General features: G+C 56.1%; 11 protein-coding genes. 6 read left to right on the top strand and 5 right to left on the bottom strand.

Translation table 11 applies throughout. The features are described from left to right. Positions 1–31 precede the first annotated feature (31 nt). The gene (locus NOR97_RS20545; RefSeq protein ID WP_257601500.1) at positions 32–1,135 is read left to right on the top strand and encodes an acyltransferase; all 1,104 of its coding nucleotides are present in this window, start codon (positions 32–34) and stop codon (positions 1,133–1,135) included. Positions 1,136–1,147: 12 nt separating this feature from the next. On the opposite strand, the gene NOR97_RS20540 is transcribed toward NOR97_RS20545, so the two are convergent. Together NOR97_RS20540 and NOR97_RS20535 are read right to left on the bottom strand one after the other, a co-directional pair. Then, on the bottom strand, positions 1,148–2,398 hold the full coding sequence (locus NOR97_RS20540; RefSeq protein WP_257601499.1) for a glycosyltransferase family 4 protein: 1,251 nt from the start codon (positions 2,396–2,398) through the stop codon (positions 1,148–1,150). Beyond that, positions 2,391–3,653 carry a nucleotide sugar dehydrogenase gene (locus NOR97_RS20535; protein WP_257601498.1) on the bottom strand — a complete coding sequence of 421 codons (1,263 nt, stop codon included), beginning with the start codon at positions 3,651–3,653 and terminating at the stop codon, positions 2,391–2,393. Before NOR97_RS20535 ends, NOR97_RS20540 begins: the two co-directional genes overlap by 8 nt. 381 nt (positions 3,654–4,034) lie before the next feature. On the opposite strand from NOR97_RS20535, the gene NOR97_RS20530 reads away from it, so the two are divergent. Continuing rightward, complete coding sequence (locus tag NOR97_RS20530) at positions 4,035–5,561, top strand: oligosaccharide flippase family protein (RefSeq protein WP_257601497.1); 1,527 nt, start codon at positions 4,035–4,037, stop codon at positions 5,559–5,561. Between the two features lie 46 nt (positions 5,562–5,607). Here NOR97_RS20530 and NOR97_RS20525 read toward each other — a convergent pair whose 3' ends face one another. Further along, positions 5,608–6,720 carry a DegT/DnrJ/EryC1/StrS family aminotransferase gene (locus NOR97_RS20525; protein WP_257601496.1) on the bottom strand — a complete coding sequence of 371 codons (1,113 nt, stop codon included), beginning with the start codon at positions 6,718–6,720 and terminating at the stop codon, positions 5,608–5,610. A gap of 273 nt (positions 6,721–6,993) precedes the next feature. On the opposite strand from NOR97_RS20525, the gene NOR97_RS20520 reads away from it, so the two are divergent. The 4 genes from NOR97_RS20520 to NOR97_RS20505 are packed head-to-tail and all read left to right on the top strand — an operon-like array spanning position 6,994 to position 10,881. Then, a complete protein-coding gene (locus tag NOR97_RS20520; RefSeq protein ID WP_257601495.1) occupies positions 6,994–7,947 on the top strand; it encodes a glycosyltransferase family 2 protein in 954 nt (317 codons plus the stop codon). After that, a complete protein-coding gene (locus NOR97_RS20515) occupies positions 7,944–9,164 on the top strand; it encodes a GNAT family N-acetyltransferase (protein WP_257601494.1) in 1,221 nt (406 codons plus the stop codon). The genes NOR97_RS20520 and NOR97_RS20515 overlap by 4 nt, the downstream gene beginning before the upstream one ends. Continuing rightward, the gene (locus NOR97_RS20510; RefSeq protein WP_257601493.1) at positions 9,161–10,204 is read left to right on the top strand and encodes an aminoacyltransferase; all 1,044 of its coding nucleotides are present in this window, start codon (positions 9,161–9,163) and stop codon (positions 10,202–10,204) included. The genes NOR97_RS20515 and NOR97_RS20510 overlap by 4 nt, the downstream gene beginning before the upstream one ends. After that, complete coding sequence (locus NOR97_RS20505; protein ID WP_257601492.1) at positions 10,201–10,881, top strand: polysaccharide deacetylase family protein; 681 nt, start codon at positions 10,201–10,203, stop codon at positions 10,879–10,881. The genes NOR97_RS20510 and NOR97_RS20505 overlap by 4 nt, the downstream gene beginning before the upstream one ends. Here NOR97_RS20505 and NOR97_RS20500 read toward each other — a convergent pair. After that, on the bottom strand, positions 10,801–12,237 hold the full coding sequence (locus NOR97_RS20500; protein WP_257601491.1) for an O-antigen ligase: 1,437 nt from the start codon (positions 12,235–12,237) through the stop codon (positions 10,801–10,803). The genes NOR97_RS20505 and NOR97_RS20500 overlap by 81 nt on opposite strands. 114 nt (positions 12,238–12,351) lie before the next feature. Next, a complete protein-coding gene (locus NOR97_RS20495) occupies positions 12,352–13,623 on the bottom strand; it encodes a right-handed parallel beta-helix repeat-containing protein (protein ID WP_257601490.1) in 1,272 nt (423 codons plus the stop codon). Between the last annotated feature and the right edge of the window lie 133 nt (positions 13,624–13,756).

The raw sequence follows: 13,756 nt of genomic DNA, 5'->3' as shown, positions 1-13,756 counted from the left end.
ATGATAGTGCCAGTGACCCAGAGAACCGCAGATGAGTGAGCATAATGTGCATGTGATTTCGGGGAAGCCTGCGCTGTTTATCGCAGATCGATCAGACGGGCGGGATAACAATTTCAATCTGATCCGGATCATCGCGGCCAGTCTTGTGCTGGTGTCACATGCCTATCCTCTGAGTTTGGGCGCCGAGTTCGGGCAACCGTTTGAATCCACATTGCACGGGCTGTCGCTTGGTTTGATGTGCGTATGGGCTTTCTTTGCAATTTCGGGTTTTTTCATTACGCGCAGTTTCGACCGGAACCCGTCTGCAGCATCATTCCTGATCGCCAGAGCCCTGAGGCTGTTCCCGGCGCTTGCCGTGGTAACCGTGATCACCATTCTGGTTGCCGGGCTTCTGTTAACACAAGCGCCCCCTTCTGTTTTTTGGGACGAAGCCGGCAGCTATTTCATCCGCAACATGCTGTTGTTCAAACTGCAATACACATTGCCGGGCGTGTTCGAATCCAACCCCTATGGTGCTGCGATCAATGGCTCGCTCTGGTCTCTTTCATACGAGGTCACCTGCTATGTCGGCGTCCTCTTATGCGGCTTGCTTGGATTTCTGGGAAACAAAAAGATCTTTGCCGGGCTAACGCTGTTGTTCCTGTGTTTCTATACAGTCATCGTCGTATTCATTGACGTGAATCCAAGGATCGAGGTCCTCACACGGCTTGGTCTGCCTTTTCTGTCGGGAATGGTTTTTTACATCTGGCGCAGGCACGTACCATTGTCCTGGTCGCTGCTGGCCCTGTCCGCCGCGTTGTCCTTTATGGCCTGGTTCACACCACTGTTTCTGCCTGTCTTTGCCATCAGCCTGTCTTATGCCGTGATTTTTGCCGGCTATGTCAAAACCCCGCTTCTTTTGCGCTACAACAAGCTGGGCGACTATTCCTACGGGGTCTACATCTACGCGTTCCCGATCCAGCAACTGGTGGCGCAGTCTGGCGTCGTGACGCCAGTCGTCAACATGGCGATGTCTTTCCCCCTCTCCCTGTTATGCGCGGTCCTGTCATGGCACTTTATTGAGGCTCCGGCCATGAAGCTTCGGTTTCCGAGGAAAGCGCATGGGCAGGCAGGAACAAAACAAGCAGCAAAGTAGTGCTCTGGCCGATTACCCCTTCCAGATCCGCTGATACGCCGCGATCAGCGCGGGCACCTGATGCGGCCAGGCCATCTCGGCCTCGACCCGGGCGCGGCCATAGCGGCCCATGACGGCGCGACGGTCGTCATCGGCCAGCAATTCGGTGATCTTGTCGGCCATATCCACCGGATCATTGGCCTTGGCGTAAAGCGAGGCCTCCTGCGCCGAGAACCGCCCTTCGGTCACGTCGAACTGAACGATGGGTTTCTCGAAAGCCATGTATTCGAGGATCTTGTTCATGGTGGATTTGTCGTTCATCTCGTTCACCCGGTCCGGGTTCACGCAGACATCGGCGGTCGACAGGATCTCGAACAGGTCCTGATCCGGGGCACGGCCGGTGAAAGTGACGTAATCCGACAGGCCCATTTCAGCAGATTGTTCGCGCAGCTTGTCCAGGCTGGGGCCCCCGCCCACAAGGCAGAACTGGATGTCGTCGCGGCCCTGCACCTGTACCAGATGCGCCACGGATTCCAGCAGCAGGTCGATCCCTTCCTGATCGCCCATCACGCCGACATAGCCCACCATGTATTTCCGCCCGTTGCGCCAGGCCGGGTTCGGGGGCAGGTGCTGCAACCGGCTCAGATCAGGACCGGACCGGACGACAAACACATCCTCGGGCGCCATGCCGCCGCGTTCGATGGCGATCTTGCGATAGCTTTCATTGGTGGCAATCGACACACGGGCCGAGGCGAAAGTCAGCCGCTCGAACGTCTTCATCAGCTTCCAGAAGAAACCGCGCTTGTTGAACTTGGCCTCGTAAAGCTCGGGGTTGATGTCGTGGTGATCAAACAGATAGCGCACGCCAAACAGCTTGAACGGCAGCGCCACCAGAAAGATCAGATCGGGCGGGTTGCAGCCATGGATGACGTGAAAGCCGCGGGTGAATTTGATCTTCAGCGACAGCCAGCTTTCCCAGAACAGCGCCGCGCCATATTCCAGCAAATACCCCAGCGCCCCGCTGGCATCCAGCGGCAGCGGGTGGCGATAGACCTTGATGCCCTCGTCTTCCCACACGCGTTCCTCATGGCCCTTGCCGGTGGGGCAGATGACCGAGACCAGCGCGCCGGCCGCGGCCAGCGTGCGCGCCTCCATCCAGACGCGGCGGTCAAAGGGGACGGGCAGGTTTTCCACCACGATCAGAACCTTGAGGCCCTTCAAAGGCTGGCTCTGGCGCAGCTCTTCGAACGAGATCGGCTGAACGGCGGGTACAGGGCTAGTCATATTCATAGGTTCTTACCACCTCTGCATCACCCAGGTTCAGATCATTCACGATCCGGTTTGAACCGACCACCAGATTCCAGGGCCCGGCCTCGGCCGTGGCGCGGTCCACCAGCAGGCTGCCCACGTTGGGCAGGTGGGTAAAGGCATAACCAAGGTTCTGCCCCCGCAGATCGGCCGGTTTGATGGCCGGATCATAGATCGACAACTGATAGCCCGCCTGCAACAGGCGCCGGGCGATATCGACATTGGGGCTTTCGCGCAGATCGTCGGTTCCGGCCTTGAAGGCCAGCCCCGCCATCAGCACCCGGCCGCCCTCGGGCACCCGTGCCATGATATCCTGCGCCTGATAGGTTTTATGTGCCTGATTGGTCTGCAACAGGCTGTCGATCAGATGGGTATGCGCCCCCACCTCACCGGCGATATGTTGCAGCGCACGCACATCCTTGGGCAGGCAGGACCCCCCAAACGCGCCCCCCGGGCGGGTGTAATAGGCCGAGATGTTCAGCTTGGTATCCGAGACGAAAATCTCGTGCATGGTTTTTGCCGACACGCCCATGCTGTGGCAGATCCGGCCGACCTCATTGGCAAAGGCCACCTTGGTGGCGTGCCAGGTGTTGTCGACGAATTTGGTGATCTCGGCCTCTTCGAACGCGGTGTAGAACACCGGCGCATCCAGACCTTCGTGCATTTCGTCCATCACCGCCGAGCGGTTTCCATCTGCCGTGCCGACAACGATCTTGGGCGGGTTGAAGAAATCATCCACCGCCGAAGCCTCGCGCAGGAATTCGGGGTTATAAACAATCTCGATCGCCTGACCCGTCCGATCGCCCAGATAGCTGTGAAAGATCGGCTCGATCAGCTGCCGCACCGTGCCGGGCCGGAAGGTGGATCGGTACGCTACGGTCAGCGGTCGCGCACGGTCGGGCGAAACGGCCTTGGCAATCTGTCGTGTCACCTCGGCCACGAAATTCATGTTGTGCGAGCCGTCAGTGGAACTGGGCGTGCCGACGCAAACGATGGCCAGATCCACATCCGACAGGTCGGGGATTTCAACCGTGGCGCGGATCAGGTTCTTTGCAAGCGCCTCGGTCAGCAGCTCGGCCACCTTGGGTTCCTTGATCGGGGGCTGCCCGGCATTGATTTCCGAGACCTTGTCGGCATTCACATCGACGCCGATCACCTCATGCCCCTCACGGGTCAGACAACATGCTGCCGTGAACCCCACATAACCCAGACCAAAAATCGCAATCTTCATACTGTTATACCATCTTGAAAACAGGCACCGGGTCCGGAAAACACCGGGCTCTTCTACTTGTTACCCTTGCGCAGTCAGAATCCAATCTGAGACACTGAGGCGAAACTTCATTTTGCTATGTAATATTCAGCGCCGACTCGCCGCGACGGTACTGATTGAAACATGGTGTACCTCTCTGAAACTGGAAAAACATGCGATTTCAACACAAAAATATACTTACAGGTTTGACTAGCAGCCAGCTGACTAAATTCCTAGAACAGCAAGTGCGGGTTTTTTGAAGCGATGTTGAGGGTAGCCAGATTAGAAACATTGGTACGTTGATAAGTTTTTTGTTCCGAGTATGGAAAGGCAAGTCTTTTGAAGCCTCCAGTTGAACCAGGCGTGACGATCGCCCCGGGCACACCCGATCACAGCGCGACCCTTACCAGGGGGGCCGCAACATTGTTTGCATCGGGCGTTTTCAGCCAGTTTCTGGGCGTTTTGACATTGGTTGTGACGGCCCGTCTTCTGACGCCGACGGATTTCGGGATCATTGCCTATTTCATAATCGCGGCCGCGTTTCTGGAAATCGTCCAGCGGGCCGTTTCCATGATTCTGATCCGCCAGCCCGAAATCACCGACGATCACCTGAACACCGTGTTCACGATGCAGGTGCTTTTGGGCATCTTTTCGGCACTCCTGATCTGGGCCAGCGCCCCTCTGATGACATTCTTCGGGCTTGCGGAACTGACATCGCTGATCCCCCCGCTTTGCTTCATTGCCATCGCAACTTCCATCAAAAGCACACGCTTCCCACTTTTGGAAAGAGATCTCCGGTTCGGTTTCATCGCAGGCGAAGAAACGACCAGCCGAATTGCATATACATTGATGGCCATCAGCCTCACATGGATCTGGCGTGACTATTGGGCCATCGTGGTCGCCAGCGTCATCACTCAGGTCATCCGGGTCATCTGGAGCTTTTCCGTCGCCCCGATGCGACCCAGGTTGACGCTCAGATGCTGGCATGACTGCATTGATGTGTCATCATGGTCACTGGGGGCCCAGATCACCCAGTTTCTGATCAACAACATGCCCCAGATTGTCATCGGAAGCATGCTGGGTCTGGCCGATGCAGGGATTTTCAGGGTCGGCTATCGCCTTGTGGTCCTGTTCACCAGCCAGATCATCGGCCCGTTGGAACGGGTGGTTTATCCAAGCCTTGCCAACGCCTCCCGGACCAAAGGCTCCAGCCGGGAAGCCTTCGAACGGGCCAACGCCATCCTTTTGGGGATCATCGTTCCAGCCAGTGTCGGCATGGCTCTGGTTGCCAATCACCTGATCGTTGTCGTGGCCGGTTATCAGTGGCTGGCCGCCGCACAGGTCATCTGGGTGCTTGCCCCATTGAAGGCGATCGAGACATTGCAGGCCAATGTCCGGTCTGCAAGCTATGTCGAGGGCTCTACAAAGCGCCTGTTTCTCCGCAACACGATCCTGTTGACCGCCACAACAGCGCTGACGGTGCTGGGATCGAACTATGGCTTTACCGGCGCGATCCTGGGGTCAGGGGCCGCCAGCCTGTTTGCGATCGGTCTGGCGCTGATCATGGCCAAGGATTTCGGAACCGGCGGGTTTCTGGCACCGATCCTGATGGCCTGGCGTACATTTGCGTCGACCTTTGCCATGTTGCTTGCCGTTCTATTTGTCAGCAGCGCCTATGGCAGTGGCGACGCAGTGGGATGGGCTTACGAGACAGCGGAAGACCTGCCGCTGCTGCGCATCCGGTTCTCGGTCAAGGTTCTGGTCGGGGTATGTGTCTATGTCGGCACGCATCTGCTGCTCTGGCGCCTTGCCGGGAAGCCAAAAGGGTTCGAGAGCCTGGCGCTGGAGCTTGCCGCAAAACTCAAACGCAAGCTGTCCAGGGCGGCGTGATGGCCCCGGTTACGCTGACCTCACTCTGCATAAACCACCCGCCTGATCAGGCCACAAGTTCATTTCTGAGCTGCGCTATTATGTGATCGATATGCGCAGCCGAAAGGTACTGGTGCACTGGCAAAGATACGACATTGTCTTTCAGGGCCATCGCCTCGGCCTGCCCCGACCAGTCAAGATTGCGGTTGAAGCCCGCCCACCAGGCGGTGGCACCAATCCCGTTTTTTTGCAGCGCTCGTACGACCCGGTCACGCCCCGCGACTATGATCGGCATATTCAGCGGGCAGGCATCGGCCGGAAGTTCCGAAACAAGCATGCGTATCTCGGGCAACGCGTTGAAAACATCCCGGTACCGCTGCCAGTTCGCCCGCCGGATCGCAATAGTTTCTGCTACGGAATAGGCCCGCAATGGACGGGATGTGAAGACACTCATCTGTGCGCCGCGCAGCGCCGGGTCGAAATAATAGTGGCCCGGAATGTCTTCCGGTTGATCCCCCTCACTGCGGGGCGGCGGTTCGTGTTGGCCGCGTGCCTTCTGAAGCATGGCCTGCATACGAGACGGCCCCAATACGGTTGCCAGACCAGCGCGCAAAAATGCTTTGGCCACGGCCTTGCCCGGAGCAGGCCGCGGAAACGGGTGCCTGGCGCTCAGGTCCGGCGCATTGATGACCATGGCCCCACCACCCAGAACAGGCACAAACTTGTAGAAGCAGAAAACCGATACGTCCCCGGTTCGGCCTTCTGCTGGCGAAGCACCGCTGAGAAGGCTCAATGCACAATCTTCGATCATCCGCAGCCCATGCTGATCGCACAAGGCCCGCAGGTCCGCCAGATCTGGCTGCAGCATTCCAAAGTAGTGGATCACATATATCGCCTTCGTCCGCCCGGTAATAAGTGGCGCAATCCGTGCGGGATCGGCACGCAGGTTTTCGGAAACCGGATACAACCGAACCGAAAGGCCCGCATCAATCAGCGGGTCGACCTCGGAACCGCAATTATAGGCGGGGGCCAGAACTTCATCCCCGGGCTGCAACCCTAAAAGGTCACAGGACGCCCGGATTGCCACGCGGGTATTATAGCTCCAAAACACCGACCGGTCCTGGAACAGGGCTGTGTACCCGCCAGCAGAATCCCGGCGAAACAGATCGGACAACCGCATGACAGGATCGCCGCAATAAAGTGCGTTCCCACGGTCAGTCATTCGATGCCAAACCCAGAGGCCAAAATTCACCCGCACCCGATCTTAATACAGTCTTGTCTTTCAAGGTTTCGCACCGTCAAAATATTACCTCAATATACTGATCTAAATGATTTGACTTTTATAGCTACTTTTCGACAACAACGGTCCCGGTACGGTCACGTTTTAAGTGTTCACAAAATGTGGCAGTGGTTAAAAATTTGAAATGTAAGTGGTTAACGAGAGCGAAGCATCATGGTTTCATTGCCGCCCGGTACGAGTAGCGAATACGCTGTATCTATCATTATCGTGAACTGGAACACCCGGGATATCCTTCGGGAATGCCTGGCATCCATTGCGCATGAGACCCGGCTGCCGCACGAAATCATCGTTGTCGACAACGCCTCCAGCGATGGCTCACCTGAAATGGTCGCCGATGAATTTCCTCAGGTCCGGTTGATCGCGAATACCGAAAATCTGGGCTTTGCCGCTGCCAACAATCAAGGGCTCGAGATTGCTACGGGCGCCAAGCTGCTGCTGCTTAATCCCGATACGATCATCCTGGATCATGCGATCGATGTCATGAGCGCCTGGCTCGACGCGCATCCGGATGTCGGATGCGTCGGCTGCCAGGTCTTCGAAGACCCTGAAACCATCCAGCTGACCTGTTTTGCCGATCCCGGACCGCTCAGCCTGGCAGTGATCGAATTCGGGCTGAAACGGCTGTTTACCTGGCCCGAATATGGGGGCTGGGACCGGACAACGCAGCGCGACGTGGATGTGGTGTCGGGCATGTTCATGCTGGTACCACGCCCGGTCTTCGAAGAAGTCGGTTCGCTGGATGACGCGTTCTTTATCTATTCGGAAGAAGCTGACTGGTGCCGACGTATCCGCAATGTTGGCAAACGCTGCGTCTTCGCACCCGAGGCACGGATTCTGCATCTTGAAGGCGGCTCGAAAAGCACCGCTCAGATCAAATCGCGCATGTATGTGCAAAAACAGAAAAGCAAGACGATCTACGCCAGAAAGCACTATGGCCGCAGTGGTGAGCTGATAACGCGCGCGATCTTCCTGAGCAGTGCAATGTTGCGCGGAATTGCCTTTGGACTGATCGGGCTTCTGCGCGCCACACCTGATCGCAAGGCAAGGCTGCGCCTGTCCGGAGCGGCAATCCGGTATCATCTTTTCGGTCAGGAACCGATGGCATGAGGGACGCCATTTCCAACAGTGCAGATATCGAGCTTGAGTGTGTCGAAAAACCTGCACACAAGCTGAGCATACAAGCCAGCTGGGACAGTTTTGTCTCAGCGTCCGGTGCCGAGATATATTTCCTGTCCGACTGGCAATCTGCCTGGTGGGACCATTACGGCAAAACGTTTGCCGCCAGCCGGCATCCCGTCAGCTATATTCTGCGGAACGGTTCAGAGCTTGTTGGCGTTCTGCCCTTTTGCGTTGAAACCCTTTGGGCCGGCCCCATTCCGGTGCGCGTCGCCCGGCTGGCGGGCGTGGATCCTAATTTCGCGGTCATGGAACTGCCCATTGCCGCCGGTTACGAAAACACAGTTCTCGGGGCTGTCATTGAACACCTGACCGATCATTTGAAATGTAGCGTCGTAAGCCTGTCGCCATTGTCAGAACGCGCAGGACAACTGGAAAACCTGCGTGCCCTGAATGGGCGTGGCCTATCCGTTTTACGCGACATCAGCACCCGCGGGCATACACTGATGACTCTGCCTGATACCTTTGATGCGTTTATGGCCTCGCTTTCGAAAAGCCGCCGCCGCGAAGTCCGGCGGGACATCAAGCGCCTGACACCGGCAGGTGAGGTCTTGCGCACTGTCAGTTCCACGCCGGAAACCGTCGATGCAATGATGGATCGGTTCATCGCATTGCATACACGACAATGGGAGGCCGCCGGGAAAGGGGGGCATTTTTCCGACTGGCCGGTTGCGGCAGCGTTCTATCGCAGCCTGATGCAACGCCTGAGCCCGAAAGGCCATGCGGCAATCGATGAACAGTGGCGGGATGAAACGCTGCTGTCCAGCCAGTTACGTTACACCCTGAACGGCAAGGTGCTTTGGTGGCTGAATGCACGGGAAGTCGATGCCGAATTTGCAAAGGCTGGCCTGGGCCGCGTCGGTCTGGTCGCGCGTGTTGAAGAGCTGATCGATCAGGATGCGCACCTGATTGAAGCCGGCGCCGGCGAGTATGAATACAAGCTGAGCTACGGAGGAGATCTGGTGCCACTTTACAATATCGTTCTGGCACCTGATCGGGCTTCCGCACGGCTACGTGCCCGCGCACTGCTTTTGTGGGCGGATGCCTTGCATTTCTTTTACTACCGTGTCTGGTTCCTGAAAGTCCGCCCGCGGTTGGGAATCCGGCCGAACAGCCTCTGGAGCAGCTGGATACGGATGCAATTATGAACACGACCCTCTCGTTTCAGAAAGTCACCGCAGAAGAATGGCCCCGGATCAGCGCCAGTTTTCACGATCTGACATACGAACAGACCCTGACGTATGCGCAGGCCGCGGCACAACGGATCGGTGCCACGACTGATTTTATCACCCTGTCAGATCAGGCCGGTCACTTGACCGCTGCGGCTTGCCTGCGCGTAAAGCGCGTGCCCGGCCTGGGGCGTGGTATCGCCTGGATCGCAGCAGGCCCTATGATGCATCACCGCGAACAGCCCGAAATCGACCAGGACCGGCTGGATGCAACATTTGCGGCACTGCGCGCCTATGCCCGGAAAACCGGCCATATCCTTCGGTTGCGGCTTCCCGCCCTGCCATTTCATGACGTTCCGGTAATAGATCGGTCTGCGGCCTCGGCGGGGTTTCATCCCACCGATCGTTCCCGGCCTTATCGGACCGTCATCATCGATTGCGATCAGGACGAAGAAATATTGCTTAAGGCGCAACATGGCAAATGGCGCAACCATCTGCGCAAAGCGTTGAAAAGCGATCTGTCGCTGGAAAGCGCCCCGATCTCCGAAGCCTCGGGCAGATTTCATAAACTCTATCAACAGGTGCAGGCCGCCAAAGGGTTCGAGCAACCTGATATTCCCCCCGAATTCTACTACCCGCTTCAGGGTGCTGATTTTTCCCACGAGGTTCTGTTTGCCCAAAAAGATGGTGTCGACATAGCCGGCATGACAATCGGCCGGACAGGAAATTTCGCGGTCTATCTGTTTGGCGCGACAACGGATGTGGGGCGCCGCTGCAATGCCGGCCATTATCTGATGTGGGAATCCATCCTGAGGCATCGGACACAGGGCATAAAATGGTACGATCTGGACGGTATCGACCCTGACATCAATCCGACCGTCACAGAATTCAAACAACGGACCGGTGGAACGGACTTGTTGGCGGCCGGACCTTATGAATACCGACCCGCCGGATTGGGTTCGGCTTTGATAGGCACCGCCGAAACGCTTCATTCCCGCTTGAAAAAAGCACGCCAATGACCACTGGAACGAGTATCATTTTTCACGGCATCGGCACACCGGAACGTGCCCTGGAACCGGACGAGGCCCCTTACTGGCTGTCAGTCAGTCAATTCGAATATGCGCTGGATCAGATCGCCCAAGCCCCCGATCCGGGCCATTTCACGATCACTTTCGATGATGGCAATCTTTCAGATTACAGTATTGCCCTGCCCGCCCTTGCGGCCCGTAACCTCCGGGGGCGCTTTTTCGTTCTCACCGATCGGATCGGGCAGGTGGGCTCGCTGGATGTCGAACATCTTCACACCCTGCGCGACGCGGGCATGACAATTGGAAGTCATGGCATTGCTCACACGGCGTGGCCCACCCTGGATGATGCTGCACTGACCGAAGAGCTGTGCGCATCACGTGCGCAGCTTGAAAAAATCTGCGGACATCCGGTGACAGAGGCCGGCATCCCCTTCGGGCGTTATGACGCAAGGGTCCTGCGGGCCTTGCGCGCTGCGGGGTACACCGTTGCCTGGTCAAGCGATGGCGGCAATTGGCGCGCAAACAGTTTTCTGCGGCCGCGGACCTCGTTGCGTGGTGACATGTCCACGCACGAGATGGATGCCACTTTATCCGGTCAAATGCCGCCCCTGCGCCGTTTGCGGCGGACTTTGGGAATGTCTCGGCGGCGCTGGATGACGACCGGCTGAACCGGTTCTGACAGCCCGCCTTGCTGTTAACTCACCCGGAACAATCTGTGGAAACCGCGTATAACGCAATTTCCTGCCTTCAGTCGGTGTCTGTACACTGTCGCCGCCCTGGCTTTCCTGATCATCAGCATCAAAAAGCCAAACCCCCGCCCCCAAAAGAAACATGAAGAAACAGAAGGTAGAGTCCCACAAATGCACCGTGATCGCGGAAACACATAGGCCCAGCAACGCAATCAAATACCCAAGACGGGCGTCTGCGACGGCGCCGGTCAAATTCCTGTTGCCGGCTTGGAAAAAGACAACCAACACCGCACCCAACAGCAGAAACAGCCCCGGGAATCCATGCCGCAATGCTATCACCAGCCAGAAATTGTCCACCGTGGTCAACATGGCCATCCAGTGGGGTCGCGTATAGTCATTCAACCCGATTCCAAACAACGGGTTCTGCAGAACATCGTCAGAGGCGAAGGTGAAAATATTGATCCGCGTAAATGCGGTGCCCGGTGTCAAAGTGAAGTGCGTTGCGAAGATCTGAAACATAGTCCGATTGGAACTGACTTCGCCGACGAAGTACAAAAAGGAGAAAATATAGAGAAGAATTTTCCACCTATTCTTCAGGAACCAAAATATCCTGTTCCACGCCATCAGCATCATCTGAAGTATGACATTCATGAAAGCACCCGACGACAGGGAAAAGAACACGGTGCCCCCAACGATGGAAACGAGACCAACCTTTTTGTTAAAGGATTTATTCCATCCCAACACATACCAGGTAAGTGCAAAAGCCGGTGCACAGAACACTCCAAACAAAATCGGATGCGGCATCGTTGTCTGAGCGCGCAGCAATCCCAGTCTCGGTGGAAAATACCACTTTTGATAAACACTCATCACCTTCCCAAACAGATTCAGGAGCGGCATCTTGCCCGTGACAGCTTCATAAGCCGCAAACGGTAAGAGAACCATGATCAGAATGAAGAGGCATTTCACAAAGAACCGGAACGCATCCAGATTTCGAATATAGGTTCGGGCGATGAAATAGGGGGTTAGCGTTTCTATTATGAACATTCCGATGAACTGCCACAATTCCTGAATGCCGTGATTGACGGCCAAAGTCAGGCTGGCCCAGAACGCAAAGCCGATTACTAAGAAATCGACCGCCCTGATTTTACCTGCTTTACCGCTCAGCCACCCAAAAACTGCGGGGAACATATAAAGGAGGAGGATCACACGATAGCCATTGAGTTTCAGCCCGCCGAGGAAGAAATAAAATGGCATCGCAAAAGATATGACGAGCAGCATCAGGACAAGCGGTTTTGTCACCTGTTCTCTCGTTTTGGCTGATGACACAGCGATCATTCGAATTTCCTGCCCTTAACTCAAGTAACTCTTCAAAAACCAAAAAAACCTGGTGGCCTTCATAGCCACGCCCTTGCCATTAAACACGCCAGCGGAAATCATCCATGTCAGTCTTCATTGAGTGGGATAGTTCTTTGCCAGCGTTGATCCGGCATTCAGGCGATCCATGAGGCTGCCGGGACGCACGCCAAACTCATTGTACCCCTTTTCCCGTCCCAACGCATGGTAGATGAACTGCTGATCATAATACCCTTCCTGAGACGGGTTTTGATCCTGAATCATGGCATTGTTAAGAAGCACCCAATCGCGCTGGTTTTCATACCCCATGATGTTTGCCGCAGCGTTCTGTTCGATGACAACGGATGTAGAGTCCGGTGAGATATTGATTACCGGCACAGAATGGCCACCGGGCACATTGATCAGAGAGTTTTTTCTGACCGAAATGTTGTCGGAGCCGTAGATGGAAATGCCGTGGACATGGCCGTTGTAAATCATGTTGTTTTCGATCAGCACGTTCCGATGCCGCACCTCGGGGTCTCCGATGTTCTTTCCATCTCCGCCAGCCCAGATCGTCTGGGCAAAGTCGCCGGCACCTACATCGAAGATATTGTCCCGGATCGTGATATTGGCGCTTCCACTGTTATTGGCCCGCTGGATCTGGATCATATCACGGTGATCGCCAACGCCATCGGCCCCGCCAAAGTTGTGGATGTAATTGTTCTGAACCAGGATGTCGTCGACATTGTCGAACACCAGACCATCCGAGCGGATCGAATGCACGTCGCTGTCAGTGATCTTTATGCCGTCTGTATTAATAGCGATGATCGCCTTCCACCATGTGAGAAACTCGGAATTTGAAATATCGACATTGGCGGCGTGGAACACCAACAGACCTGTACCAAACCCCGCCCCGTCTTCTGGCGTTCCGGTGCCGCGTGCAACATCCCCGCTGAACACGGAGTTGGAGATAGTGATGTTCCGGCTGTTGCGAACAACAAAGTTGGCCAGGTGATACGGGTCAGCGTTCTTGAAGGTATAGTCGAACCTGATGCCATCCAGATGGACATTCTCGGCCCCGTCAAGAATGGCGACACTGAAACACGCGAGGCTGGCAGGATCAGCCGATCTGATCACTACTGGCGCCGAGAAAGCCTTGCCCAGTTTCAGAGTGCCATAGTTTCCGGGTGCAAGCAGATAGACCTCACCGCCACGGGCATTCTGCAAAGCACCTGCCAACGCTGCTGCGTCGGAAATGGCCTGACCTTGGACCTGGGCCGTAAATCTGGGTTTGAATCGCTGCCCATCGCAAGACGTATTCGCATGCAAGGCAGAGCTAAAGAACAACAGGATCGTACCTGCCAGCGCAAGAATACGTGATCTGGGCATGACGTACCTTTCTGATCTGCGACCGTTCGAAAGCTTAGTCGAACCCCCGCATACTGTCTATTGTGGTGCCCCTCGGATCGCATGACATTTCCGAGACGCTCAGCGGTGCTTTTCCGGGGTGATCTCAATTAAA

Origin of the sequence: Ruegeria sp. YS9 (assembly GCF_024628725.1) — a bacterium.
In the GTDB taxonomy this organism is placed as follows: domain Bacteria; phylum Pseudomonadota; class Alphaproteobacteria; order Rhodobacterales; family Rhodobacteraceae; genus Ruegeria; species Ruegeria atlantica_C.
The sequence above is the reverse complement of the archived record's forward strand: the minus strand, read 5'-3'. Positions and strand labels throughout refer to the sequence as shown.

Coding starts and splice junctions, on each gene's coding strand:
- NOR97_RS20545 (WP_257601500.1), top strand. CDS start 32: ATGAGTGAGCATAATGTGCATGTGATTTCGGGGAAGCCTGCGCTGTTT.
- NOR97_RS20540 (WP_257601499.1), bottom strand. CDS start 2,398: ATGACTAGCCCTGTACCCGCCGTTCAGCCGATCTCGTTCGAAGAGCTG.
- NOR97_RS20535 (WP_257601498.1), bottom strand. CDS start 3,653: ATGAAGATTGCGATTTTTGGTCTGGGTTATGTGGGGTTCACGGCAGCA.
- NOR97_RS20525 (WP_257601496.1), bottom strand. CDS start 6,720: ATGCGGTTGTCCGATCTGTTTCGCCGGGATTCTGCTGGCGGGTACACA.
- NOR97_RS20520 (WP_257601495.1), top strand. CDS start 6,994: ATGGTTTCATTGCCGCCCGGTACGAGTAGCGAATACGCTGTATCTATC.
- NOR97_RS20515 (WP_257601494.1), top strand. CDS start 7,944: ATGAGGGACGCCATTTCCAACAGTGCAGATATCGAGCTTGAGTGTGTC.
- NOR97_RS20510 (WP_257601493.1), top strand. CDS start 9,161: ATGAACACGACCCTCTCGTTTCAGAAAGTCACCGCAGAAGAATGGCCC.
- NOR97_RS20505 (WP_257601492.1), top strand. CDS start 10,201: ATGACCACTGGAACGAGTATCATTTTTCACGGCATCGGCACACCGGAA.
- NOR97_RS20500 (WP_257601491.1), bottom strand. CDS start 12,237: ATGATCGCTGTGTCATCAGCCAAAACGAGAGAACAGGTGACAAAACCG.
- NOR97_RS20495 (WP_257601490.1), bottom strand. CDS start 13,623: ATGCCCAGATCACGTATTCTTGCGCTGGCAGGTACGATCCTGTTGTTC.